Consider the following 25,642-nt stretch of genomic DNA (forward strand, 5'->3'; position numbering starts at 1 on the left):
TTATGTAATTCCTGCGAAAGCAGGAATGACATAAAACCAGGGTAATACCTCCTCACACTATTAACCCTTTAACTTGAGAGTTCCATAATTTTTGATATAGCTTACTATTTTTTAGTAATTCTGCATGGTTACCGTCATCGATTATACTTCCCTTTTCAAAAACTAAAATTCTATCCATATTGAGTAAAGTAGATAATCTGTGGGCAATGACTATCACGGTTTTATTTTGCATTAAATAATCCATTGACTCTTGAATCAGGCTTTCCGTCTCGCTATCTAAGCTACTTGTTGCTTCATCGAGAATTAAAATAGGAGCATTTTTTAAGATGGCTCTTGCTATGATAATTCTTTGACGCTGACCGCCTGATAAGTTATTCCCCCGTTCACCGCACATAGTATCGTAACCGTCCGGTAGATTATCGATAACATCATGAATATGTGCAGCTTTTGCTGCTTCTATAACCTCCTCAAGAGTAGCTTCTTTTTTCCCGTATCTGATATTGTCCAAAATGGTACGATGAAAAAGCACCGGTTCTTGAGGTATAAGGCTAATGGCTTTTCTTAAAGAATCTTGAGTTACGTTTTTAATATTTTGATTATCTATTAAAATCATTCCTTCTTCTATATCATGTAACCTCGTGAGTAAACTAATAAAAGTGGTTTTCCCTGAACCTGAAAATCCAACTAGTCCTACTTTTTGTTTACTCGGTATTAATACCGATTTATTATAAAATAGATTGTTATTATGATGATAATTAAATGTAACATTTCTAAATTCAATAACCCCTTCTTTGATATCTAATGGAGTAGCGTTTGCAATATCAGTTATAATATGCGGTGCCATTAAAGATAAGCCTTGATTAAATGCCCCGACCTGCTCGAACATATCACCGATTTCTTGCGTTAAATCCCAAATATCGTCTGCTACATTTATACATAATGTTAGCACTAATACGCAATCACCTATGCTTATAGATAATTCGCTACGAAGTTTAGATAAATAATAAATCATTATAAAAATCATTATTGAACAAGAAGTCCCAAGAGCATAACGCAATTTGAACATAAAGAATTGCATAGTTTGCTCATCGGCTACGGCATTTTCTACTCTTGTTTCGAGATGTTGACGTTCAAATTTATGGGCTGTAAACATTCTAACCGCATTAATGTTGCTAATTGCATCTACGATACTACCGGCAACAAAAGATTGGCTTCTAGCATAATTTAATGAGTATTTATTGATTTTATCGGAGAAAAGAACACTAAGTCCTAAAAAAACCGTAATCCATAAAATAAATATCGTAGCAAAAACGTAATGTACTGAATATAAAGCAATTAATGCAAATACAATAATAGCGAGTTTACGAAGAATTTTTTCACCAAATATTGAAATAATCATCTCAAACGATCTTGCAGTTTCGGTAATACGATTGCTAATATGTCCTGCTAGATTATCCTGAAAGAATTTATGGCTATGATATTGGGTGTAATTATAAAGTTCATTTAGTATTTTCCCTTTTATTACGGGCATAGTCTTGAGATACAAATAATCATATGAACGATATGCTATATTAATACTCTCCCACCAAAGAGCATAAAATACTGCCCAGTAAATCATGGAAGATAAAAGATTATTAGCGTTCTTATCGCTGAAAGATTCTATTAAATCAATGATTTTCTGAAGTAATATACTATCAATCGCCGGAATCATACCGAGTAAAATACAAATTACAGTCAATAAAGTCATTTTAACTTTATCGAATTTTAAAAAATAAATACTTAAGCTAAATGTTGATTTAGATAAAGTAGGGTATTTTATCACGATAATGTACCTCGATTTTAAAATAATATATTAATTCGTGTTATTTTGGAGCATATTTAATTTAATTATTTTAAAATATACCTCAAAATATTAAATCTGTGGAAAAATAATAAACAAGCCTTGCTTCTTACCTTAAATAATGCTACAAAATTCAGAAAATAACTTCAACATCATTAGAAATGCAAGCAAAAGAATTATCTAATAATTTTTTAGAAGAACAAGAAAAGTCTAAGGAAGACAATTCTCCGTTCTTTGATGTAAAATATATTTGTCAAGCAAGTTTATTAATTACGGATTCTATCCGAAAAGGGTATGATGTAACGCAATTGCCCAATGGTGATATTAATGTTACAGAAGTAAGAATAGTAAATGTTCATTATAATTGGAACTCCGAAAAAGGAAAATTTGTTAAAACTAATCAGATAGAATTTAATAATAGCAAAGGTGGATGATTAAATCAAATACTGTATACTCGCTTAATTTGAAAAATTGGCTACGTCGTCGTCCTATAAGTACTGTGGTACTCACGTAAGTATACGTTATTACACTGGGAGTATATTGTTATTGTCACAAAGCTTATTATCTTAAAACAGCAGCTTAAATATGGAATTTGATCAAGGATTATTATCAAGGATTCAATTTGCTTTTACCATAAGTTTTCATATAATATTCCCTGCTTTTACTATAGGGCTTGCAAGCTTTTTAGCGGTAATTGAAGGGTTGTGGTTGAAAACAAAAAAGCCGGTTTATCAAGAAATATACAAATTTTGGGTGAAGATTTTTGCCGTTACTTTCGGTATGGGAGTAGTTTCGGGTGTTGTAATGTCTTATCAATTCGGTACTAACTGGTCGAATTTTTCAGATAAGGTTGGAAATGTCCTTGGTCCGCTTCTTGGTTTTGAAGTATTTACTGCCTTTTTCCTCGAATCTTCTTTTTTAGGTATAATGTTATTCGGCTTTAATAAAGTCAGTAAAAAAGTACATTTTATTTCTACGTTAATAGTTGCCGTTGGTACTGTAATCTCAGCTTTTTGGATACTTGCAGCTAGTAGCTGGATGCATACGCCTGCTGGTTTTGAACTGCGAGGCGAAGGATTCTTTTATCCTTTAAATTGGCTAGAAATTATCTTTAACCCTTCTTTCCCATATCGCTTTTTCCATATGATTACGGCGGCTTATTTAACTACTTCTTTTGTTATCGGTGGTGTAGCTAGCTTTTATTTACTGAATAATCGTTATAAAGAGCATGCTAAAATTATGCTTTTTATGGCGGTGTTAATGGCGTTAATCGTTGCACCTATTCAAATAGTTATTGGTGATCTGCATGGTTTAAATACTCTTAAATATCAGCCGGTCAAGGTCTCGGCTATGGAAGGTATTTGGAATACAGATAAAGGAGCAGCTTTTAATCTTATCGGTTTTCCTGACGGGGAAGAAGAAAAAACAAAATATGCTGTAGAAATACCTTATGCTAGTAGTTTAATCTTAACGCATAGTTTAGATGGTGAAGTGAAAGGATTAAAAGAATGGACAAAAGAAGAGCGTCCGCCGGTTGCAGTAGTATTTTTTAGCTTTCGTATTATGGTAGGAATCGGTTGCTTAATGGTATTTACAGGTATTGTGGGGTTATATCTTTACTTGAAGAAAAGATTATATACTACGCATTGGTTTCAATATTGGTATATATTAATGTCACCTTCAGGTTTTATTGCAGTACTTGCCGGTTGGTTCGTAACCGAGGTAGGTAGACAACCTTATATAGTATATAATATTTTAAAAACCGTGGATACGGTATCACCGGTACTCGGCAAATATGTATTTATTTCTCTAATTGCTTTTATAGTAGTGTATGTGATCATTTTCGGAGCGGGTATATATTATATAATGCATTTGATAAAGAAAGGTATAGAAGTGATAGATAATAAAGAAATGTACGGAGAGAGTGGTTTGAATAACCCATTATTAGAAAAGTAATAAGCTTATGTTAAATTTTGCACCTTATATAGATTTACCGCTTGTTTGGGGTGGGCTTGTAGCTACCGCTATTTGTTTCTATGTTTTATTAGACGGTTTTGATTTAGGAGTAGGAATCTTATTTCCGTTTGCACCTACCGATGATTGCCGTCATAAAATGATCAATTCTATTGCTCCTTTTTGGGACGGTAACGAAACTTGGTTAGTACTTGGCGGCGGTGGTTTATTTGCGGCTTTCCCGTTGGCATATTCGCTATTAATGCCGGCTTTATATATTCCTATTATATTGATGTTACTCGGTCTAATATTTCGTGGTGTAGCTTTTGAATTCCGTTTTAAGGCTCATATAGGTCATCGTTATATTTGGGACTACGCTTTTCATTTCGGTTCTATGATTACTGTTTTTTGTCAAGGTTTAATGCTTGGTACGTTTGTCCAAGGAATAGAGATAGAAGGACGAGAATTTGCAGGAGGGAGCTTTGATTTTCTTACTCCCTTTTCCGTTATGACGGGGATAGCATTAATATTCGGTTATGCACTCTTGGGTGCTACTTGGCTTATCCTGAAAACAGAAAAGACAACACAAGATTGGGCTTATAAATCTGCTTTATATATTTTATTTTACGTTGCACTTTTTATGGGCTTTGTAAGCTTATGGGTTCCTTTCTTAAATAACCAAATAAATCATCGTTGGTTTAGTGTACCTAATATTTACTATTTATCTATTGTACCTATTGTAACTGCTTTAATATTTATCAAGTTAATTAAAGCCGTTAAGCAGAAAAAAGAAGTAAAGCCGTTTATTTATACGATCTTGTTATTTTTATTAGGATATTTAGGGCTCGCGATAAGCATATGGCCATATATAGTTCCTTATAAAGTTACGCTTGAAACTGCTGCAGCAGCACCGGAGTCACAGTCTTTACTGTTGATAGGGGCTGGGATATTCCTACCTGTCATACTTGGCTACACATTCTATTGTTATTATATATTCCGTGGCAAATCATCTCATCATCCGATATATTAAAAAATTTAAAACAATAACCTCTTGTCTCAAAGGGTGGCAATGGTTTATTATCCTATGGCTTAGCGGATTATTATCCACATTCCTTTTAACTTATGTAGTTAAGCTGGTGTTTAGGGTGATAGTAGGAATATAACCTTGACAAAACGTACTGTTTATAGTACGTTATTAATATTAAGTCTCACTAACTATAAGGAAAAAATAATGGAAATATATAATACAAGCGAAGCAAGAAGTAAGCTTTATAAACTTATAGATTATGTTTCTGATGTACACAAACCTGTTTATATTAAAGGTAAAAGAAATAATGTAGTTATAATTTCAGAAGAAGATTATCATAATATGGAAGAAACTTTATATTTATTATCTATTCCAAATATGCATAAGTCTATAATTGAAGGACGAGCAGAGCCTATAGCAAAGTGTAGCGATAAATTAAATTGGTAATTTTTTATAAATGTATATAATTCGTTATACTATACAAGCACAAAAAGATGCTAAGAAAATAGTGCAAGCCGGTTTAAAGAATAAAGTAGAAGTTTTATTAAACATAATTAGTACTGATCCTTGGAAAATTTACCCTCCATATGAAAAGCTCGTTGGTGACTTTAGCGGTTGCTATTCAAGAAGAATTAATATTCAACATAGGTTGGTTTATGAAGTTTATAAACAAGAAAAAGTTGTAAAAATTCTTAGAATGTATACGTATTATGCATAAGTCATTAACTGAAAAAATCTCAGCATTTATTATTACCAAAAATGAATCCACAAGGGTAGCACGAGCTATAAATAGCGTAAAAAATATTACTGATGAGGTGATAGTAGTCGATAGTGAAAGTACTGATGATACGGTAGCAATAGCTGAAAAATTAGGAGCAAAGGTAGTAATAAAACCGTGGCTTGGTTATGTAGGACAGAAATCTTTTGCCGAAAGCCTTTGCGTAAATGATTGGGTTCTTAATATTGATGCCGATGAGGAGTTGTCTAAAGAGTTACAAGACGAAATAGAGTATATTTTTGCCTCTCATAATCAAGATCGTTATTTAGCTTATCAAATAAAGCTGTTAATAATGCATCGTAATGACCAAAAGCCACGAATGTTTGCGCCATTTAATAAATGTATTCGGTTGTATAATAAAAAATTTGCAAGCTTTGCAAATACCGTAAATAGTACTACTCATGATTCGGTAATATTTAATAAAGATGTTGATTTTGCAGGTAAAATTTATCTATTAAATGAAGTTGCTTATCATTATTCGGGTACTTCAATTGAGCAGTTGGTCACTAAAGCAAATTTTTATTCTAACGAGCAAGCAAAAGATTTAGTTAAGCAAGGAAAAAAGCTTTCAAATTTTCGTTTAACAACAGAAATGATATGGTGGTTTTGTAAAGCGTTTTTTATCAGACGCTATTTTGTATTTGGTTTTGACGGTTTTGTAGATTCAATAATTTTTGCTTTTGCAAGATTTCTAAGGCTTACGAAGTTAAGAGAGTCATCGCTTAAATCAAAAAACGTCATTGCGAGCGACTATAAGGAGCGTGGCAATTTCATGAAGTAATATAAAATTTCTGAGATTGCCACGTCGATGCTATACATCTCCGCGCAATGACGATTTAGAAAATAAAAGATAAATTATGAAAGAAAATTTTAATGTTAGTAAATTAAAAAACGGTTTGACAATTTTAACATATAATATGCCTTATGTTAATTCAGTAGCAATAAATTTAATTGCTAAAGTTGGAGCACGTTATGAGAATGTAGAAGAGGATGGCATATCTCACTTTCTTGAGCATATGGCTTTTAAAGGTACAAAAACTAGAACGGCAAAACAGATAGCGGAAGCGTTTGACTCTATAGGCGGACATTTTAATGCCTATACCGGTCATGAGAATACGGTATATTATGCACGAGTCTTGTCTGAAAATTGTGATAAAGCACTTAATATACTTGCCGATATAATTCAAAATTCTATTTTTTCTGATGAGGAAATAGCTAAGGAATATCAGGTGATCATGCAGGAAATTGCTCATCATCAGGATAATCCAGATGACCTAGTATATGAGAAATTTTATAATAAAGTTTATAGAGAACAACCATTGGGTAAGTCAATCTTAGGTACTGCTAAAACCCTTGCAACTTTTACGAAAGAACATTTTTTTAATTTTATAGATAAACATTATAATGCTGAAAATCTCTATTTATCAATTGCCGGTAATATTGATCATGATAAAATAGTAATTATAGCGGAACAGTTATTTTCTTCTTTGAAGCAAGGAGTAAAAAGTAGCTTTATTCCAGCAAAATACATAGGCGGACACGGCTTTATTAATAAGGAGTTAGAGCAAACTAGTTTAGTGCTAGGGTTTGAAGGTACATCATATATTAATTTAGAAAAGCTTTACCAAACCCATCTACTTTCTATAATATTCGGTGGCGGTATGTCATCGCGTTTATTTCAAAGTATTCGTGAGAAATTAGGTTTAGCATATGCAGTAGGTAGTTATAATAGTGCTTATTTTGATAGTGGAGTGTTTACAATTTATGCATCCACTGCACATGATAAATTAGAATTATTATATAGAGAGATTAAAAACGAAATAATAAAAATGACTGAACAAGTAAGCACAGAAGAGATTCTTAGAGCTAAAACACAACTACGTAGTAATTTACAAATGGCTCAAGAGAAAAATACCTATAAGTCAGAAGAAATAGGTAAAAATTATTCTGTTTTCGGTCAATATCTTTCTCCTGAAGAGATTATGGAAATTATCATGAGCATACAAGCTGATGATATTATTAATACGGCAAATAAAATATTTAGTGGTACTATTACGTCGGCAATTATCGGTCCGAATGATCTTCAGGGATTTTAATGATATGCTTGTGTGGATACCAGAGTCGTCATTGCGAGCGGCCGTAGGCTGCGTAGCAATCTCATGAAATAATAACAAGCTCCTGAGATTGCTTCGTCAATTACTTTGTAATTTTCTCCCAATTACGAGGAAAATGAATTTTGAGACAAATAAATGAAAAAAAAATTATATGAAGGTTCAAGTAAAATTTTATATTCTGCTGAAGAAGATTTTTTACTTATAATGGCTTTTTCCGATAAGGCTATTTTAGAAACAGGTGAGATTGTTGATATATCAGGTAAAGGAGTACTTAATAATAATATTTCTTCCTTTCTAATGGATAAACTGGAAATGATCGGCATTGAAAATCATTTTATCGAAAAAATAAATATGAGGGAGCAATTAATTCAATATGTTGAGGTTTTCCCGATACAAGTAATAATATCATCAGTAGCATGCAGTAGATTTGTAAAAGAATTCGGAATTGATGAAGGGTATGTATTTGATAAACCTATCATTGATTTTAAGGTCCGAAGTCGTGAATTTAAATATCCGATAGTTAATGAGTATCAAATATTAAATTTCGGCTGGTTAACTAGGGATGAAATTAAAGCGGTAAAAGAGCAGGCTTTGCGTATATATGATTTTCTAAGCGGCTTATTTATCGGTGTCGGGATTCGGCTTGTTGAGTGTAAATTAGAATTTGGGCGTGTGTTTAACGGTGAAGAATCTATCATTATGTTAACTGATGAAATTAGTCCGGATAATTGTAGATTATGGCATATTAACAGTAATGAAAAATTGGGATTTGAATTGCTTGAAAAAGAACCAAATAAGGTGTTTGAATCATATCAGCTAATAGCTGATCGTTTAAAAGAAAAATAAATATATTTTTTAAGCGATATATGCTATTTTGGACTGTTTAAGGTTTTATTACAAAGTGCAGTTTTTCGTCATTGCGAGGAAAATTACGAAGTACTTGACGAAGCAATCTCAGGATATTTGACGAGATTGCCACGCAGCCTACTGCTGCTCGCAATGACGATTAGGTGTCTACGCAGGAACAACATTGATTTTTAATAATTTTTTACAGTAAAAAAGATGAAAATACGATTTATTATAATAAGCTTTATAGCGCTAATCCTAGTAGGGTGGGGATATGCTGCCTATAAATTTGAACATCAAAGTAAAGAAAATATTATCTCTATTCTTGATAAATATGAAGAATATATAACTTATGATGCAATAAAAGTTAATAAATATGGATTTAGTGTTACTTTAAATAAAGTAATGTTAAAACCTATAGATTTTTATTGTGATGAAATAGTTATTAGACATATACCGTTTTTGAATATTACAAAAATTGATTCTTACGGAAATAATGTAAAAATTACTACCGCTCAAGATGAAAAAAATATTTTTTACTCACCTGATCATCATACAACAATTTGGTTTAGAAAATCTTTGTTTAATAGAGAGCCTGATTATTGGAAATTAAGCTTGAGTGACAATAAATCAACTCTTTATAGTTCTCTAGATGCAGAAAAATTAGCAGAGAGTGATATTAGTAATTCTGTAATTACTAATACTAAGACATCGGATAACCTTAATTTGTTAATTTTGGATGGAAAAAATACTGTTTCTTTTATTTCTGAAAATTACAGAAGAAATTTATATGATAAAATTTTTGAATTTTTGAGAGATCAAATAGCTAATGACTCTGATACTGCTTTCTTTGAGTATGGTTTGACAAAGTTAGATATATTGAATTTACCTATTTCTTACAATTCCAAATTAAAACTAAAATATAGTGATGAGTTAGTAGCTCTTGGGAAATTATTAATTCAAAATTTTTCTCTAGATCAAAGGCAAGATGAGAATATGTATGCTGTTATTTTTATGCAGATGTTAGGAGAATTAGTAAAAGGTAAGCCGTTTTTATTTGCTTGTGATATTGAAAGAAAAGGAAAAGTAGAAAGTAATTTATATAAATTAAATATAGAAAAAGATAAAATTTTTGATTTTGCTTTAAATATTAAATCTACTATAGAACCTTCTGAAACATACCAAAAAACGGCAGCTGAAGCTTTAGGAAGCTACTTTAGTAATGGTTTAAACAAAAGAGCTGAGTTAGATAAATTTTTTAAACTAACTAGCCCTATTACTCAAGAAGATGGAGAAAGAGTAATGGGTGTTTTTGCAAAAATAAATAATTCCGAATTTAATTTAAAAGGTAAGTTTGATCCTGAAGCAAAAAAATTATCCGGTAAAACTAATCTTGTAATGGATGATTTTAATTTTGCTATTGATATTGATATGCCTAGTATAGATAATCCTCTGAATCTAGAAAGCGTAATAAAATTATCGGATCCGAGTGTGGTTATAAATAATTTTGTGCATTATACTAATAATGCTATTGTACCGGTGCTTAATAAAATAGAAGATTCTAAGGAATTTGCTTTAAATCTAGGAAAACAATCTTCAATAATAAAGCAATACGGCTTTAGGGCAATAGAAGTTTTTAGTAAAAATTCTGAATTAAAAGACGGTGAATCTTTAGTAGTGGATGTAAAAAGTAAAGACGCCGGACTAACCTTTAACGATAAAGCTATTGATCAGATCCTGAGTGATGCAAGAGTATTAGAATTTATAAATGCCATGGCTATGATAGATCAAGAAAGCAAGTAGTCTAAGTGTCATTCCTGCTTTTGCAGGAATGAAATAAGAGCTACGAGATAAAGTCTACAAGTAAAAAATTTGAAGAAAAAAATAAGTTATAAAAGAATGATTAATATTTCCTTTCCCGATGGGAGTATAAAACAATTTGCAAAAAACATTACCGCCTATGAAGTAGCAAATGCAATTTCAATGTCACTTGCTAAAGCAGCAATGGTTGCTGAAATAAACGGTGAGCTTCAAGACTTAAGTATCGTAATTGACAATGATTGCAAGTTTCGTATTTTAACTGCGAAAGATCCTGAATGTCTCGAGATAATAAGGCACGATGCGGCACATTTAACAGCAGAAGCAGTAAAGGAACTATTCCCTGAAACTCAGGTAACGATTGGTCCTGCAATTGAAAACGGTTATTATTACGATTTTGCTCGTGATAAACCTTTTACCAATGATGATTTAGCCGTTATAGAAGCTAAAATGCAAGAACTTTCACAAAAGAACGAGCAAGTAACAAGAGAGCTATGGGATAGGGATAAAGCCGTAGAGTTTTTTAAATCGATAGGAGAGCATTATAAAGCTGAAATTATTGCTTCAATTCCGGCAGGTGAGCCAATTACTTTATACAGGCAAGGTAATTTTATTGATCTATGCCGAGGTCCGCATTCTCCTTCTACAGGGGTTGTTAAGCATTTTAAGTTGATGAAAGTTGCAGGAGCGTATTGGCGAGGTGATAGTCGTAATGAGATGTTGCAGCGTATATACGGCACTGCTTGGGCCACGAAGGAGCAGCTAGATAGTTACCTCTTGATGCTTGAAGAAGCCGAAAAGCGTGATCATAGAAAGCTTGGGCGTGAGCTTGATTTATTCCACTTCCAAGAAGAAGCTCAAGGAATGGTATTTTGGCATGATAAAGGTTGGAGTATATATAATACCATTGAGCAGTATATTAGGAAAAAGATTCGTAAAAACGGTTATACCGAAGTTAAGACTCCTGTTTTGGTCGATAAAAGCCTTTGGGAGGCTTCAGGACATTGGGAAAAGTTTCGTGATGATATGTTTGCGTTAGAAACAGACGACAAGACATTAGCTTTGAAGCCGATGAACTGCCCTTGCCACGTGCAGATTTTCAAACAAGGTATCAAGAGTTATCGTGATTTACCTCTTCGTATGTCGGAGTTTGGTTTGTGCCATCGTAATGAGGCATCCGGTGCATTGCACGGTTTAATGAGAGTGCGGAGTTTAGTGCAAGACGATGCACATATATTTTGTGCTGCGGAACAAATTACCGATGAAACGGTTAGTTTTTGTAAATTACTGACTGAAGTTTATAAGGATTTCGGCTTTACTGATATAAAGGTAAAATTCTCTGATCGTCCTGAAATCAGAGCAGGGAGCAATGAAGTTTGGGATAAGGCTGAGAATGCTTTAAAAGAAGCAGTAGAACAAGCAGGGTTTACTTATACACTAAACCCAGGCGAGGGGGCATTTTACGGTCCGAAGCTTGAGTTTGTATTAACCGATGCGATAGGGCGGCAATGGCAATGCGGTACGCTTCAGATGGATTTTGTTTTGCCGGAGCGGTTAGACGCTAGCTATGTTGCAGCAAGCGGAGAGAAAAAAAGACCCGTAATGCTACATAGAGCGATCCTTGGCTCACTTGAGCGTTTTATTGGTATATTGATCGAAGAATATGCAGGTAGGTTTCCGCTTTGGCTTGCACCAGTGCAGGTTGCTATTGCAACTATTACCAGCGATTTGAACGATTACGCTTTGGAAGTGCAGAAAGCTTTAATTGATAACGGGGTAAGAACGGATTTTAATATCTCACCTGATAAAATTAACTATAAGATTCGTGAGTTTTCTAATCAAAAAATACCGATGATTGCAGTAATCGGTAAACAAGAGCAAGAAAATAAACAAGTAGCGATTAGAAGGCTTGGAACTACTGACCAAGAAGTATTATCGGTTGAGCAGTTAATAGCTGTGGTTAAAGAAGAGAATGAGAAATATTTGTAGCTTTTAAATCTAAAGGATTATATAAGATAATAATACGTATCATAGGGATATGATATCCTAATTAGGAAAAAATTCTAAGGAGATTATGTGAGAACTATTATTAATATAGCTGATTCGCAAATTAAAATTCTAGATAAACTATCCAAGAAAAAAATATCAAGAGATAAAATTATTTTTTACTAAACTTGCTACAATGGAACAAGATAAGCAAGATTCTTGGTAGCTGATTGTATTATAAACATCTTTACTATTTTTTCGTTTGTAGCAAAGCAGCGAGAATTAAATAAAGTAAATGATTATTACCATAATGTACATCCTCTAACAAAAATATTACAAATATGATTTAATTATTTGTATAATACTCAGTTTAGTATATTGGGTATATAGGTGTATTTGTGTATGTAATTCATTTAACGTAATCTTGGTGAAATTAGTATCGGCGATATTGCTTTTATTATGTTCCTTACTTTTTTAGTTACTGAAAATTCGTGGCATGCCACTATGGAACTTAAAGACTTTTTAGAAGATATAGCAGCGTTTCGCTCCGCCTTTACAATCATGCAAATCCCACAAGATACTATAGATAAAAAATGCTGCTGAATTAAAAATCTTCAAAGGGGAGATTATATTTAAGGATATATCGTTTGCTTATAAAGAGGGGAGTAGTGTATTCCAGTCTCTTAATTTGTATATTAAAGCCGGTGAGAAAGTCGGTATTGTCGGGAATTCAGGTAGCGGTCAAGCCACTTTAATTGCATTATTATTGAAAAATTTTAAGCCGGAATTTGCGATATTATAATCGATAACCAAAGCCTTTACGATACTTCCTTTGACAGCCTGTGGGAGCAGATATCATTAATTCCTCAAGATATTATGCTTTTTCATCGCTCAGTAGGTAAGAATATCGGATATGCAAAAGAGAATGCTTTGCCTTGGGAAATAGAAAATGTCGCCAAAGCTGCAAATATTTATGAATTTATCGAAAGTTTACCGGAAAAATATAACACCATTGTCGGTGAGAGAGGAGTAAAGCTAAGTGGTGGACAGAGGCAACGTATAGCAATTGTCTGTGCTATTCTTAAAAACGCTCCGATTTTGGTTTGAGATGAAGTAACTTCAAGCCTTGATAGCCATACAGAGCAAGAAGTACAAAAATCTATGAATACCATGCTTGATATTGAGAATGTCACAACAATTGCTATAGCCCACAGATTATCTACTATCAAGCATATGGATAGAATTATTGTTATGGATAAAGGCAAGATTGTAGAAGACGGCACTTTTAAGGAATTCTGGGAGCATCAAGTTAACGGATTTGTTTAAACCGGCATTATATTAAGAATATGTAAGGTATCTCTGCAACCAAAAGCTAACTATGAAGTTCCTAACCTAATAAAAGGCATTTATTACATTTATAATCAAATATTTCATGAAATGTTGTGTTGAATTGCCAATCTTTTTTACAAGATGGACAATTTGAATAATTAGAACGTGCATAGGAGTTTCCTGATACCGGTGCTGCTATAGGATAAAAAACTTTCTTTTTTAAACATTTTTGTATTCGCTTACTCATTTTTCTTCCTTTTATAGAAATATCACTATCTAATTCTGCTAATTGTTTTTTCATTAAAGGTTCTAATGTTTATAGCTTGAAAGCCATAAGCTGTAAGCCGCCGCATAATCATTTGGCCAAGAAGTAATTGTTCCTCCGAGATATCGGTCTTTATCATTTATTATATATAAAGGTAGATATCGCCCCTCATCTGTACGTAATATAAGCTGCTCTTCATAAGCTTTTGACCATGAAATAGGATATAAATAGAGAAATTTTGCATTTTCAATATTTTTTTCGATATCAATAGGTGTTGCACTAACATAGTCTGCTGTTATTTTATAACTAATTATTACGCCCAATTGCTCTAATGCATCTTTATCTTTCAATGCATGATAGCTTAAATGTGAAGCATGCAAAGCATCTTTATTAGGAATTACTGCATAAAAAACCAATTTATTTTTTGTAAGACTAAAAATTCTCCATTATTTAATATATTACCGTTTTGGTATAAAGAACCGATAAAACTACAAAGTAAATGCCAATAATAAGAATTGCTTACTTTTATTAAACGATATAGTAACAAGATATATATTAGACATAGTTTAAATAAAATTTACCTATTTAGCTAAGAATGCTGCCTTTTATAATCTAACTTAATTGGAGTTTATTCCTAAAAAATTACTATTTAGGAATAAATGCCTAAATAGTTATATTAGTATATAAGTAAAGGATAAAAAACATAATTGATTTTAAACATTCTTTAAAGAAAAGTATAAAATACTACTTTTCAAAGAAAAGAGTTATACCCCTAAGGCTTTTTTCCCTTTAGATTGTTCTTGTTCAACTGTTTGAGTATGAGACTTAACTTGAGGAATTGCAAGATCGACTACATGTTCATATCTAACGCCATTTTCAAATAAAACTTGACCGCATTTATTCACTTGAATAACATCTTCTTTAGAGAATTTATTTAAAATAACTTCCGTGATATTATAAAGGAATTGCCAAGATAGTTCTATTCTTTCTTGTAATGTCAGCTTTTTATTTTCTGGTGTTTGACTATTAAGTGCCACATTTGGCGAATCATCAATATTACCTCCTGCAGCAGGTAATATATTGTTTTTACGTGCTGCTATTTTCTTATACATTAAAAATATTAATAATAATGCTAATAAGCAACCTATGGCAATTAAAATATGAGTATTAGAATTAGACACTATTTTGCTCTTCCTTGTTGTTGAGTTAAGTTGTGTGTTTTAGAAAGTATAGTAACCACTGCTTTACCTATATTAACTAAGTTAGCTATATCAGGAGTTAGCTTTGCAATTGCTAAGACCGGAGGCGGTAATAAGTTAGTTTTTATTGTGAGACTTATAACATTTCCGAGTTCTTGACTTCCTGGTATTACTCCTACTATTTTTTTTATGTCGCTTGCAATTTTCGTAGCTTTTTCTGCTGCTTTACATAAGGATTCTATCTTTGCGCTACAAGAAGCTTCCGGATGTAATACTTTTAATAATTCTGTTTTAGCTTCATTTAGATTACCAGAAATAGTATTCTTTACAGAGTTTAATTTGTCAATATTTGTATCTTGTGGAATTGCACTTTCAATATTACTTTTTAGTTCTGTTATTTTTTCTTCTACTTCATCTTTGCTTTTTGGTATAGCTTTAGTAGCTTTTACAATATTCTCTAGTGAAGCTTGGTTATTAGGGTTTTTATTTGCTATTTCAATAATTTTTCGAGTCGGTTCTTTTGATATTTCTGAAATTGTAGCAACTTTTTTGGCTTTTTCATAGATGTTTTCAAGCTTCTCATGAGATTTAGCTTCTTTCCTTATTTCTTTTATATCATTATGCAATTTTGTTATTTTGGGCAATAATTTTTTCAGAGTCAATAAGATTATTTACTTTTTCAAGTATTCCTCTTGTTTGTATAAATATTCCAAGCATCGGTATTTGAGTCGATATAACCCCGACTAATATATTGTCTAATGATTCTATAATTTTTTTAGAAGCTCCAGGATAGAGTTTATCTCATTCTTGCTGAAATAAAATGTGTTCTAAAACATTTAAACATTTTTCTACAATAATCCTGTCAAATAAAAATATATCTTTTGTTTTTTAACTGTTCTTGAGATGCTTTCTAAAGCGCTTCAGATAAAGTAGTTATAGATTCTTGGATTGTCCTATTAAAAAGTTTTTCTATTTTCGCTACATCGATATTTTCAGTGTGAGATAATTCATTAAAGAATTTTGTAAAATATAAAATAAGATCTTCTAAATCTTTTACATTCATTTTCAAAGATTTGGTAAAACCTTTTAATTTTATTAAAAGTCTTTGTTATTCTTTATTTAATCCGCTGAAACTAGAAAAATCAATTATAGACATAAAATTTTATTTTGTTATCAAATATTAATTAATCTTAAAGCTTTATAACCGTAAAATAAAATGTAAAATAGTTATCATTGTCCTTGAGATTAATTTTTGTTATATTACGTGCTAACATTGCTACAATAGATTTATATTGTTTTATTAGGATATAGGTATATTCAAGATTAAACTAATCTAACTAACATATTATCAATTATTCAAGAAATTTATGCGTAAATTAATTACATTTATTGTTACATTATTACTAACTAGTTCGGTTGCAGCAGTTGATTTGCAGGGAGCTTTAACTGAAGGGTATAAGAATAATGAGGAGCTGAAAGCTGCTAGAATTAAGTTTTTAGACTCGATTGAGCAGTTTCCGCGAGCTTTTTCGGGGTTTATGCCTAGTGTCGGATTACAGATTAATAGACAACATAATAAGACTAAATATAATAAAAAATATGCTGATAGGCTTGGTCTTACTCCAAGGGAAACAGATAGTGATCAAGGTGCATTAACAATTCAACAGTCTCTATTTAATGGTGGTTCTAGCGTTGCGGCTCTTAAAGCTGCTCAAGCAGGATTTAGAGCTGCACGGGGTGCATATTATGCCGGTGAACAAAAAATATTATTAAATTTAATAACTGCGTATCTTGATTGTGTTGAGAGCAAAGCGAAATATGATATTTCCGAAAGTAGAGTTCGCACTAACATACAACAAGTTAACACCGTTGAGGAAAAATTAAGACTTGGAGAAGCAACGGAAGTAGATATAGCAACCGCAAGAGCGGGGCTTGCAGCAGCAGAAACGAATAAACTAGCTGCTTATGCCGATTTTCAAGGAAAAAAAGCAAATTTTATTAGAGTATTTGGAATAGAGCCGACTAATATAACTATGCCTGAGTTACCTAAAATGTTACCTGCTTCATTAGATGAGTTAACTGGAAGAGCTGCTAAACTCAATCCTGATATTGATTCGGCAAGGCATAATGTAACTGCGGCTAAAGCTTTAGAAATGGCAGAAAAAGGGAAATTATTACCGCAAGTAAGTGTGCAACTGCAATCCGGTAGAACATACTACAATCCACAAGGTGATATAAATGCTATAAATAATAGAAGCTACACTACTACTCTTTCGGTAAATATCCCTATTTATCCTGAGGGAGGAGCTCAATATTCAAGAATCAGATCGGCTAAAAATCAAACAAGAAATAGTGCAGTTCAGCTTGATAATGTGATAAAGCAGACCCAAGCAGGGGTTGTAAGCGTGTGGGAGGGATTTGAAGCAGCAAAATCTCGTATTGTTGCCGCTAATCAAGGAGTGGATGCTGCTCAAATATCATATGACGGTACTGTGCAAGAGGAAATAGTCGGATCTAAAACAATATTAGATGTTTTAACTGCCGAAGAAAAATTATACGAAGCAAAAATAACTCGTGTGGATGCGTATAAATCTTCAGTACTTGCGGCATATCAAATGAAATTGTTAACCGGCGAGCTAACGGCTCAAAGTTTAAAACTTAAAGTAAAATATTTTAGTCCTGAAGAAGAGTTTAAGACTATTAAAAAGAAAATGTTTATAGGTTTCTAACGTGAGTAAGGACAATAAAAAGAACCAAGATATGTCGATAGAAGACATATTAAAAGCGATTAAAGGAGTAATAAACGAGCGTAAAAATCCTATTCATGAAAATGATAGCGAAGATGAAGATGTATTAGAGCTAACGGAAATAGTAAATCAAGATGAAGAAGAAAAGTTAATATCAACTAAATCTGCTGAAGAGGTAGGTGATATTTTTAAAAATTTTACTGATACTATTAAAGATAAAAAGCTGGATAATAATATCTCATCTAAAAATGCACTTGAAGAATTAGTCGTTGAGATGTTAAAACCAGAACTTAAAGCTTGGCTTGATAAAAATCTACCTGTACTTGTTAAAGAGTTAGTAGAGATTGAGATAAAGAAATTGGTGCAGAATAGTAAGAGGTAGGGGAGTGAATGTCATTGCTAGCTAAAAGCGGGGGAGGTGTATGGCTTGTTGATGTCATTCCCGCGGAAGCGGGAATCCAACAATTAAAAGGTATATACATAGTAAGTTTTAATATTAAAAGCTCGATTTATCTCGCTTTACCCTGGATGCCTGCTTTCGCAGGAATGACATCGAACCACCTCCTGCTATCAAATAAATTATTTAATAAGGAATTATATGTTAAATAAATTATGTAAGATATTATTTTTTATAAATCTATTATTAGTGATAGTTCAAAGTTATGCTTCACCTCCGCCCTTACCGCCATCATTACCGGCTGCCGAAGTAGATACTAAAGATAAGGATGTTCGCGCTAGTGCCGATATTTCTTTTTTTGATAAATTTAAACAATTTTTTAGTAAACCAAAAAAGAAAGATATACCCCCTAAACAAGCAAATGAACAAACTAAAGCAGCCCATCAAGAAGAACCAAAGCTAGCTTCCCAAGAGCCTAATGACAATGAACAAGCTGAGCCGTTTATAGATGTCGGTAATACAGCATTGCCTAGTGCTACAAGTGATAACGTTCATACAAATCCCAGTCATGAAAGTAGTGTAAATTTAGCTTCTCATGACATTCAGGAATCTAATGAAGCCGAGGCATCTGAACCTTTTATAGATATTGGTAGTGCAACGTTACCTAGTGTTACAAGTAATGAAATGCATGAAGCACAAGTTGCTTCTAATGAGCATAATGATACAAATTTAGCTTCTAATATTATAATTCCTAATGTACCGAGACCGATAGTATCTATGCCTCCGGCTCAAGCAGGAAGTTATTTAGTGCCTCCGCAGCGACCGGTGCAAATATATACACCAACCAATTTGCCGCCTGTGCATAAGCCTATTCCGCTTAATCCCCCTCCTGATGCTAATAAAGAGGAAGAAAGCGTAGCACCGATAGCACCGCCCTCTATAACTAATATACCTGCTGTTTCTCCGCCTGTGGTTAGCCCGCCGGTAACCCAAGATAATACATCAAGTACTATGCCGACAACAGTACCTCCGGCAGTACCTAGTAATGTACCTGCACCTTCGGTAATGCCTACAAATCAACCTTCTACACAGCCTATAACACCGACTAGCCCAAATACACCCGTTACTAATCCGTCTAAAGTAATTCCTACAACTGATTCTTCAGCAGAACTCAATAACTCGCAAGAGACATTTGTAGCTGTTTCAGATGTCCCAAAAAAACAAGATTGGAATACGCCGCTTATACCCGTTGTTGTAGTGAAGCTGAATCAACTTCAGCCTTTACAAATTAATAATAATCAAACTACAAATAATCAAGAGAAATCACCTCCGGCAAGCTCTCCAAATGTCACGATTCAAAAACAAGATAATAACGTAAATAATGAAACATCGGAGTTGGTAACAAAATTTGTTAAAGATGAAACACAAATGTTACTTTTACCTGATGATGATATAGTGCTTGGTAAACTAACAGAGCAGGCGACTTTAGAGCAGATGGATATGTATGCATATATAGAGCTGTTCCAAAAGAAAGCAGAATGGATAGCAAGTGCCGAAAGAAGAAAAGTTGTAGAGAGTTTTATTAAATATGATAATGATATAAATAAAAAGAAAGATATTTATGCCAATCTATCTTATTGTAGTGCAGTAGAGAATGCTTTTAGAGCAGTGGATAGAAACAATCTTTTTGGGTTGCGTGCGTTACTTGACGTTTATCCTATATTGCAAGAAAAAGGTAGAAGCGGTGAGACATTACTAACTGCTGCTATTTATAACGATAATTACTATTTAGCAAAATTTTTGGTCATACGAGGTATTAACATTTCTACTCTAAATGATGAGTGCCAATATCCATTAGATATTGCATTAGCTCAAGGAAACGCTAACATAGCTTGTATGTTAATCAAAGCTAAGGGATATTGATAAGATTATTTTTATCGTCATTGCAAGCGACTGTAAGGAGCGTGGCAATCTCATAAAATAGTATAAAATCCTGAGATTGCTTCGTCAAAACTTACAGTTTTGCCTCGCAATTACGTAGCATTTTCAAACAATTTCTTTAAAGCTTAATTGCTTTTCTATGTTAAATAGTTTAATTTAGGAGAGAAAATAATTAATTAAATCTCTAATATATGAGCGATTTATTCAGCTTTAACAAAGAAAAGAAAAATAAGCTAGTCGATAATAACTATAGTGCAAAAGATATTGAAGTATTAGAGGGGCTTGAGCCTGTTCGTAAAAGACCGGGGATGTATATCGGGGGTACTGATTCAAATGCTATGCATCATTTAGTATCTGAGGTGCTGGATAATGCTATGGATGAAGCAGTCGCCGGCTTTGCAAGTATCATCACGATAAAAATGCATCATGATCATAGTATTACTATATTTGATAACGGTCGCGGTATCCCTATTGATAATCATCCTAAATTTCCTGACAAATCAGCTTTAGAAGTAATTTTAACTACTCTTCATTCAGGAGGTAAATTCTCAAATAATGTTTATCATACTGCAGGTGGATTGCATGGTGTTGGAATATCGGTAGTAAATGCTTTATCTAAACATTTAGAAATAAAGGTTTATAAACAAGGTAAATTATATAGCCAAAGTTATTCTAAAGGAGAAAAATTAACTGATTTAATATGTGAAGAAGCATCTACAAGGCTAAGAGGTACATCAATAAATTTCACTCCCGATCCGGAAATTTTTAGTGAAACATTACATTTTAATCCTAAAAAGATTTATGAGCTTGCAAGGTCAAAAGCTTATTTATATCGCGGTGTTACTATAGAATGGGTATGCGAAGTAGAAGTACAGTCAGATATACCTAAAAAGGCATTAATAAGTTTCCCGAACGGTTTAAAAGATTATTTAAGTTCAAAAATAACTTTAGATAATTTAGTTATTCCAGGAATTTTTGCAGGTAATATAGAGTCTACGTCGGACAGGATAAAACTTGAATGGGCGATTTGTTGGCAAAATAACGATAGCTCGGCATTTGTTCAATCATATTGTAATACTGTTCCGACTCCTCAAGGAGGAACACATGAGCAAGGACTTAAGTCAGCTATTTTACGTGGGCTTAAAGCATATGGTGAAATGATAGGGAATAAAAAAGCTGCTAATCTAACTATTGAGGATATTTTAGAAACCACAAGTGTCGTACTTTCTATTTTTATAGCTGAGCCGTCTTTTCAAGGACAAACTAAGGAAAAATTAGTATCAAACGGTGTAAGTAAACCGGTCGAGAATATAATAAAAGATCATTTTGACCATTTTCTTAGTAGCGATAAAGCTTTAGCTACTAATTTACTTGAGCATGTAATTAGCATTGCTGAGTTTAGAATCAGTAAGAAAAACGAAAAAAATATTTCCCGTAAAAATGCCACTCAAAAATTACGTTTACCCGGTAAACTTGCCGATTGCACACGCACTTCACCTGAAGGGACAGAATTATTTATTGTAGAAGGTGATTCGGCAGGAGGCTCTGCAAAACAAGCACGTAATAGAGAAACGCAAGCAGTATTACCGCTATGGGGTAAAGTTCTAAATGTTGCGAGTTCTACGCTTGAGAAAATCGTTAATAATCAAGCAATACAAGATTTAGAAATAGCTCTTGCCTGCGGTAGTTTAAAGAATTATAAAAAAGAAAATCTGCGTTACGAAAAAATAATTATTATGACTGATGCAGATGTTGACGGTGCTCATATAGCTTCGCTATTAATGACTTTCTTTTTTTTACGAATGCCGAAATTGGTAGAAGAGGGGCATTTATATCTAGCTAAGCCTCCGCTTTATCGTTTAACACAGTCTAATAAAACTTATTATGCAGGCGATGAAGAGGAAAAAGCTAAGTTAACGGATAAATTATTAAAAGCTAGTAAAGCTAAAATTGAAGTAGGTAGGTTTAAAGGTCTCGGTGAAATGATGCCTGCACAATTAAAGGAAACTACTATGCATCCGGAAAAAAGATCGCTTTTAAAGGTAACTTTAGAAGATGTTCAAAATGTTGATAAAATAGTAGATGATTTAATGGGTAAAAAGCCGGAAAAAAGATTTCAATTTATTTATGAACAGGCTTTAGTTAAAATGGATAAAATTATTAGTGAGCTGGATATTTAATCGTTATTGCGAGGAGCCGTAGGCGACTCGGCAATCTCATCAAATATCCTGAGATTGCTTCGTCACATTACTTCGTAATTTTCCTCACAATGACGCTTTGCTTAAAAAACACACATATTTGGAGTATTATGTTATTACGTTTAATTATAACACTATTTTTTATTATAAATTCTATTTGTGCATTTGCAGAAGGAGAAAAAGAAACTGAAAATAAAATATCAAATCAGGAAGCTTATAAGCAATTTCAAGAAATATTTGAACGTATCGAAAAGGCTTATGTACAGGTGCCCGATAGGCAAAAAATGATAGATGAAGCAATTAACGGTATGTTAAACTCACTTGATCCCCATTCAAGCTATTATACCGATGAGGATTTAGAAGATATTTTTACTTTTACAAAAGGTGAATTCGGCGGAATCGGTGTTGAAATAATGTATGATAGCGGAGCAATTAAGATAATATCGCCTATTGACGATTTGCCGGCTTTCAAAGCAGGGCTTAAAGGTGGGGATTATATAGTAGGCGTGAATGATGAGTTAGTCTCTACGCTTGGTCCTAATAAAGCTATAAAAGAGATGCGTGGTACGCCTGGTACTAAGGTTAAATTGTTGATAATTAAGGAAGAAGAGGCAAAACCGCAAGAGCTAGAGCTTACTCGCGAAATAGTAAAAATCAAGCCGATAAAAGCACATTTAGAAAAAAATAATATTGCATATATACGTATAACTACTTTTAATGAGTCAACAATTTCTGAGCTGAAGGCAGCAGTAAAGAAGTTAAAAACTGAGGGTAAAGATGACCTTAAAGGTATAATTCTAGATTTACGTAATAATGCCGGAGGTATACTCGATCAAGCTATTGCTGTTAGTGATTATTTTATTGATTCCGGTGTAATTGTAACAACAAAAGGTAGAACTAAATCAAGTAATAGCGAAATTAAAGCAAATGAGTTTTCGTTAAAAGCTCCCAAAGTACCTATGATAGTTTTAATAAACGGTAATTCTGCCTCTGCCTCGGAAATAGTTGCCGGAGCTTTACAAGATCATAAAAGAGCAATAATACTTGGCACTAAGTCTTTCGGTAAAGGATCAGTTCAGGCTTTAACACAAATCAATTCTAGGGCTGCCGTAAAACTGACTATATCTAAATATTACACCCCAAGCGGTCGTTCTATTCAAGCAGAAGGAATAGAGCCTGATATTTTAATTGAGCCGGCGAAAGTTGAGTATCCAGAAGTGAAAAAAATAGATAAGCGTTTTTCTGAGAGTTCTTTAAAAAATTATTTGAAGAATGATAATGAAAAAAACAAAGATAGCCAAAAAGCAACAAAAGCCAAAAATAATAAACAAGAAGAGAATGAATTATCGGAATTATACAAAAAAGATTATCAATTTGCTCGTGCTTATGATGTAATTACAGGGTTGATTATTAATAAGAAGCTGGAAACAAACGAGAGAGTTAAACAAGAAGATAAGTAGAGAGGATAATATCATTCTCGGTTTTGCTGCATGGGTAGATTCTTCGTCATAAGCTACGGAAAAACTGTAAGTTTTGTACGTACGCGATCTCAGGCACCCTGGTTTATGAGATTGCCACGCTCCTTTTAGTCACTCGCAATGGCGATTTGTTATGCGAGCAAGCCTTCCGCAGGGATGACATCAGTTGAGTTAAAAATAACTACTAGGTCTTATAATGAACCATAATAAGTATATAGTAAGATTGTCATTCATTATATTGTTTCTTAATATTGTCATAAATATGATGTTTTATCGTTATTTTATGATAAAAGAAATGATAGTAAAACAAGTGGCTTTGGAACATACTAAAATTGTAGAACTTTACACTGATAATATTTGGAATACTCATCAGAACGTAATCAGTAAATTACACAAATTCGATTATTTAAAACTATTACAAGATCAAGATTTTATTAATTTTGCAAAGATTACCGCTCAATGGTTCACCAATCTTAATATTAATATTTCTCTCTACGATCTCAAAGGTAATAAATTCATCACTAGTAATATGTTACATATGTATAGTGTAGACAATTATAAAGATGATAGTTTGGTTGAGATAGTTACCGCAAAAATCGATAAATTTTTTTTAAAATCCTTTACTTCAAAAGCTCCGCTTCGAGATGCTTTTGAAGGTATTACAAGTCATATATTATTACCAAGGGTAGTAATAGAAAATGAAAGTGATTTAACAGTGGAAGAGGCTTCTTTTATTACTAGCTATATCCCTGTTATAAATAATAATTTAGATTTTCCCGTAGATGCAGTATTTGAGATTAACACTAATATTACCAGCCAGTGGCAAAATATAACCTCTCTTGAGCAAAAGGTTTTTATAACTTTTATCATTATTTTTATAATATTCTGCACTATAATTATTAGTAATACTAACTATGCTAGACAAATCATTGAGGAACAGCTTGAAATAAATAGAAATTTAAAAGCTCAAATAGTAAAAGTAGAAAAAACCAGCTCTTCAAATACAAAGTTTTTTGCTAATATTAGTCATGAATTGCGTACACCGCTTAATGCTATAATAGGCTTTTCGGAAATTCTTATGTCGGAAAGAGATGAAGAAAAAAGTAAAAATTATATTAAAGATATAAATGATGCCGGTAAGCATTTGCTTAGTATGATTAATGATATTTTAGATCTTTCTAAAGCTTCTGCCGATAAATTAAAAGTAGATAGTATAGATCTTGATTTAAATAAATTAATTCGTTCTTCGCTGATACTTGTTAAGCCTCGTGCCGATCAAGCCGCAGTGGCTTTAATTAGTAGATTACCGAAAGAGCATGTGGTTATAAAGGCTGATCCAAAAAGGCTAAAACAAGTATTCTTAAATCTTTTATCAAATGCCGTGAAATTTACAAATTCCGGAGGTAGTGTTACTATTGCACTGGAAAAAGATGAGTTAGCAAAATTAGTATATATAAAAGTTATAGATACCGGTATCGGTATTGAGGAAAAAGATATCCCAAAAACTTTATCGGCGTTCGGTCAAATTGATAGTGAGCTTAGTAGAAAATATGAAGGTACCGGTCTTGGGTTGCCGCTTACTAAAAAGCTGGTTGAACTGATGAAAGGTAAATTTGATTTGCAAAGTAAGATAAATGAAGGTACCACCATAACAATAACGTTTACATATGACGGTAGTATTGAAATATAAAAAATTGTGTGGAATATTAAAAAAATTTCGGTATTA

The 25,642-nt window shown here is 32.8% G+C and carries 26 protein-coding genes; 20 read left to right on the plus strand and 6 right to left on the minus strand.

Annotation, left to right across the window (positions count from 1 at the left end):
- Positions 1–52: 52 nt before the first annotated feature.
- Positions 53–1,822, minus strand: a complete 1,770-nt coding sequence (locus BTU51_RS01670; RefSeq protein ID WP_012150503.1) for an ABC transporter ATP-binding protein — start codon at positions 1,820–1,822, stop codon at positions 53–55.
- 179 nt (positions 1,823–2,001) lie between these two features.
- On the opposite strand from BTU51_RS01670, the gene BTU51_RS01675 reads away from it, so the two are divergent.
- The 13 genes from BTU51_RS01675 (at position 2,002) to BTU51_RS01735 (ending at position 13,688) form a co-directional block, all read left to right on the plus strand.
- Positions 2,002–2,274 (plus strand): DUF2671 domain-containing protein, encoded by a 273-nt coding sequence (locus BTU51_RS01675; protein ID WP_012150504.1) that lies wholly within the window; start codon positions 2,002–2,004, stop codon positions 2,272–2,274.
- Between the two features lie 151 nt (positions 2,275–2,425).
- A complete protein-coding gene (locus BTU51_RS01680) occupies positions 2,426–3,796 on the plus strand; it encodes a cytochrome ubiquinol oxidase subunit I (RefSeq protein WP_012150505.1) in 1,371 nt (456 codons plus the stop codon).
- A 7-nt stretch (positions 3,797–3,803) separates the two neighbouring features.
- Positions 3,804–4,823, plus strand: coding sequence for a cytochrome d ubiquinol oxidase subunit II (cydB, locus tag BTU51_RS01685; protein ID WP_012150506.1), 1,020 nt, complete (start codon positions 3,804–3,806; stop codon positions 4,821–4,823).
- Between the two features lie 201 nt (positions 4,824–5,024).
- Positions 5,025–5,267 carry a type II toxin-antitoxin system Phd/YefM family antitoxin gene (locus BTU51_RS01690; protein ID WP_012150507.1) on the plus strand — a complete coding sequence of 81 codons (243 nt, stop codon included), beginning with the start codon at positions 5,025–5,027 and terminating at the stop codon, positions 5,265–5,267.
- Between the two features lie 10 nt (positions 5,268–5,277).
- Positions 5,278–5,538 carry a Txe/YoeB family addiction module toxin gene (locus BTU51_RS01695; protein ID WP_012150508.1) on the plus strand — a complete coding sequence of 87 codons (261 nt, stop codon included), beginning with the start codon at positions 5,278–5,280 and terminating at the stop codon, positions 5,536–5,538.
- Positions 5,531–6,379 carry a glycosyltransferase family 2 protein gene (locus tag BTU51_RS01700; protein ID WP_012262268.1) on the plus strand — a complete coding sequence of 283 codons (849 nt, stop codon included), beginning with the start codon at positions 5,531–5,533 and terminating at the stop codon, positions 6,377–6,379. The genes BTU51_RS01695 and BTU51_RS01700 overlap by 8 nt, the downstream gene beginning before the upstream one ends.
- A 76-nt stretch (positions 6,380–6,455) precedes the next feature.
- Positions 6,456–7,694 (plus strand): M16 family metallopeptidase, encoded by a 1,239-nt coding sequence (locus BTU51_RS01705; protein WP_012150510.1) that lies wholly within the window; start codon positions 6,456–6,458, stop codon positions 7,692–7,694.
- Positions 7,695–7,847: 153 nt separating this feature from the next.
- Positions 7,848–8,558 (plus strand): phosphoribosylaminoimidazolesuccinocarboxamide synthase, encoded by a 711-nt coding sequence (locus BTU51_RS01710; RefSeq protein ID WP_004996420.1) that lies wholly within the window; start codon positions 7,848–7,850, stop codon positions 8,556–8,558.
- A gap of 216 nt (positions 8,559–8,774) precedes the next feature.
- Positions 8,775–10,361: a hypothetical protein gene (locus BTU51_RS01715; protein ID WP_012150511.1), complete on the plus strand. Its 1,587-nt coding sequence runs from the start codon at positions 8,775–8,777 to the stop codon at positions 10,359–10,361.
- A gap of 96 nt (positions 10,362–10,457) precedes the next feature.
- The gene (thrS, locus tag BTU51_RS01720) at positions 10,458–12,365 is read left to right on the plus strand and encodes a threonine--tRNA ligase (protein WP_012150512.1); all 1,908 of its coding nucleotides are present in this window, start codon (positions 10,458–10,460) and stop codon (positions 12,363–12,365) included.
- 685 nt (positions 12,366–13,050) lie between these two features.
- Complete coding sequence (locus BTU51_RS09670) at positions 13,051–13,164, plus strand: ATP-binding cassette domain-containing protein (RefSeq protein ID WP_012150514.1); 114 nt, start codon at positions 13,051–13,053, stop codon at positions 13,162–13,164.
- A 50-nt stretch (positions 13,165–13,214) separates the two neighbouring features.
- Positions 13,215–13,469 carry an ATP-binding cassette domain-containing protein gene (locus BTU51_RS09675; RefSeq protein ID WP_250637615.1) on the plus strand — a complete coding sequence of 85 codons (255 nt, stop codon included), beginning with the start codon at positions 13,215–13,217 and terminating at the stop codon, positions 13,467–13,469.
- Between the two features lie 54 nt (positions 13,470–13,523).
- On the plus strand, positions 13,524–13,688 hold the full coding sequence (locus BTU51_RS01735; protein ID WP_012262273.1) for a multidrug ABC transporter permease: 165 nt from the start codon (positions 13,524–13,526) through the stop codon (positions 13,686–13,688).
- 61 nt (positions 13,689–13,749) lie between these two features.
- Here BTU51_RS01735 and BTU51_RS01740 read toward each other — a convergent pair whose 3' ends face one another.
- From BTU51_RS01740 to BTU51_RS10140, 5 genes are all read right to left on the minus strand, one after another.
- Entirely contained in the window at positions 13,750–13,992 is a 243-nt protein-coding gene (locus BTU51_RS01740; protein WP_041472423.1) for a DUF2310 family Zn-ribbon-containing protein, read from the minus strand.
- A gap of 8 nt (positions 13,993–14,000) precedes the next feature.
- The gene (locus BTU51_RS08075; RefSeq protein ID WP_041472424.1) at positions 14,001–14,372 is read right to left on the minus strand and encodes a DUF2310 family Zn-ribbon-containing protein; all 372 of its coding nucleotides are present in this window, start codon (positions 14,370–14,372) and stop codon (positions 14,001–14,003) included.
- Positions 14,373–14,720: 348 nt separating this feature from the next.
- Entirely contained in the window at positions 14,721–15,137 is a 417-nt protein-coding gene (locus tag BTU51_RS01750; RefSeq protein WP_012150515.1) for a DUF2660 domain-containing protein, read from the minus strand.
- Complete coding sequence (locus tag BTU51_RS10135; RefSeq protein ID WP_012150516.1) at positions 15,137–15,781, minus strand: hypothetical protein; 645 nt, start codon at positions 15,779–15,781, stop codon at positions 15,137–15,139. Before BTU51_RS10135 ends, BTU51_RS01750 begins: the two co-directional genes overlap by 1 nt.
- 284 nt (positions 15,782–16,065) lie before the next feature.
- Positions 16,066–16,224 (minus strand): hypothetical protein, encoded by a 159-nt coding sequence (locus tag BTU51_RS10140; protein ID WP_012262275.1) that lies wholly within the window; start codon positions 16,222–16,224, stop codon positions 16,066–16,068.
- A 298-nt stretch (positions 16,225–16,522) separates the two neighbouring features.
- On the opposite strand from BTU51_RS10140, the gene BTU51_RS01760 reads away from it, so the two are divergent.
- The 7 genes from BTU51_RS01760 (at position 16,523) to BTU51_RS01790 (ending at position 25,606) form a co-directional block, all read left to right on the plus strand.
- Positions 16,523–17,884 (plus strand): TolC family outer membrane protein, encoded by a 1,362-nt coding sequence (locus tag BTU51_RS01760; protein ID WP_012150519.1) that lies wholly within the window; start codon positions 16,523–16,525, stop codon positions 17,882–17,884.
- Between the two features lies 1 nt (position 17,885).
- Positions 17,886–18,284 (plus strand): DUF2497 domain-containing protein, encoded by a 399-nt coding sequence (locus BTU51_RS01765; protein WP_012262276.1) that lies wholly within the window; start codon positions 17,886–17,888, stop codon positions 18,282–18,284.
- An 8-nt stretch (positions 18,285–18,292) separates the two neighbouring features.
- Entirely contained in the window at positions 18,293–18,511 is a 219-nt protein-coding gene (locus BTU51_RS09040; RefSeq protein WP_012150521.1) for a hypothetical protein, read from the plus strand.
- The gene (locus BTU51_RS01775) at positions 18,501–20,222 is read left to right on the plus strand and encodes an ankyrin repeat domain-containing protein (protein WP_012150522.1); all 1,722 of its coding nucleotides are present in this window, start codon (positions 18,501–18,503) and stop codon (positions 20,220–20,222) included. The genes BTU51_RS09040 and BTU51_RS01775 overlap by 11 nt, the downstream gene beginning before the upstream one ends.
- A gap of 209 nt (positions 20,223–20,431) precedes the next feature.
- Positions 20,432–22,420: a DNA topoisomerase IV subunit B gene (gene parE, locus BTU51_RS01780; RefSeq protein WP_012150523.1), complete on the plus strand. Its 1,989-nt coding sequence runs from the start codon at positions 20,432–20,434 to the stop codon at positions 22,418–22,420.
- Positions 22,421–22,548: 128 nt separating this feature from the next.
- Complete coding sequence (locus tag BTU51_RS01785; RefSeq protein WP_012150524.1) at positions 22,549–23,898, plus strand: S41 family peptidase; 1,350 nt, start codon at positions 22,549–22,551, stop codon at positions 23,896–23,898.
- 214 nt (positions 23,899–24,112) lie between these two features.
- Complete coding sequence (locus BTU51_RS01790; protein WP_012150525.1) at positions 24,113–25,606, plus strand: sensor histidine kinase; 1,494 nt, start codon at positions 24,113–24,115, stop codon at positions 25,604–25,606.
- The last annotated feature ends 36 nt before the right edge of the window (positions 25,607–25,642 follow it).

The organism is Rickettsia rickettsii (assembly GCF_001951015.1).
Taxonomy (GTDB): Bacteria; Pseudomonadota; Alphaproteobacteria; order Rickettsiales; family Rickettsiaceae; genus Rickettsia; species Rickettsia rickettsii.

Coding starts and splice junctions, on each gene's coding strand:
- BTU51_RS01675 (WP_012150504.1), top strand. CDS start 2,002: ATGCAAGCAAAAGAATTATCTAATAATTTTTTAGAAGAACAAGAAAAG.
- BTU51_RS01680 (WP_012150505.1), top strand. CDS start 2,426: ATGGAATTTGATCAAGGATTATTATCAAGGATTCAATTTGCTTTTACC.
- cydB (WP_012150506.1), top strand. CDS start 3,804: ATGTTAAATTTTGCACCTTATATAGATTTACCGCTTGTTTGGGGTGGG.
- BTU51_RS01690 (WP_012150507.1), top strand. CDS start 5,025: ATGGAAATATATAATACAAGCGAAGCAAGAAGTAAGCTTTATAAACTT.
- BTU51_RS01695 (WP_012150508.1), top strand. CDS start 5,278: ATGTATATAATTCGTTATACTATACAAGCACAAAAAGATGCTAAGAAA.
- BTU51_RS01700 (WP_012262268.1), top strand. CDS start 5,531: ATGCATAAGTCATTAACTGAAAAAATCTCAGCATTTATTATTACCAAA.
- BTU51_RS01705 (WP_012150510.1), top strand. CDS start 6,456: ATGAAAGAAAATTTTAATGTTAGTAAATTAAAAAACGGTTTGACAATT.
- BTU51_RS01710 (WP_004996420.1), top strand. CDS start 7,848: ATGAAAAAAAAATTATATGAAGGTTCAAGTAAAATTTTATATTCTGCT.
- BTU51_RS01715 (WP_012150511.1), top strand. CDS start 8,775: ATGAAAATACGATTTATTATAATAAGCTTTATAGCGCTAATCCTAGTA.
- thrS (WP_012150512.1), top strand. CDS start 10,458: ATGATTAATATTTCCTTTCCCGATGGGAGTATAAAACAATTTGCAAAA.
- BTU51_RS01735 (WP_012262273.1), top strand. CDS start 13,524: ATGAATACCATGCTTGATATTGAGAATGTCACAACAATTGCTATAGCC.
- BTU51_RS01740 (WP_041472423.1), bottom strand. CDS start 13,992: ATGAAAAAACAATTAGCAGAATTAGATAGTGATATTTCTATAAAAGGA.
- BTU51_RS01760 (WP_012150519.1), top strand. CDS start 16,523: ATGCGTAAATTAATTACATTTATTGTTACATTATTACTAACTAGTTCG.
- BTU51_RS09040 (WP_012150521.1), top strand. CDS start 18,293: ATGTCATTGCTAGCTAAAAGCGGGGGAGGTGTATGGCTTGTTGATGTC.
- BTU51_RS01775 (WP_012150522.1), top strand. CDS start 18,501: ATGTTAAATAAATTATGTAAGATATTATTTTTTATAAATCTATTATTA.
- parE (WP_012150523.1), top strand. CDS start 20,432: ATGAGCGATTTATTCAGCTTTAACAAAGAAAAGAAAAATAAGCTAGTC.
- BTU51_RS01785 (WP_012150524.1), top strand. CDS start 22,549: ATGTTATTACGTTTAATTATAACACTATTTTTTATTATAAATTCTATT.
- BTU51_RS01790 (WP_012150525.1), top strand. CDS start 24,113: ATGAACCATAATAAGTATATAGTAAGATTGTCATTCATTATATTGTTT.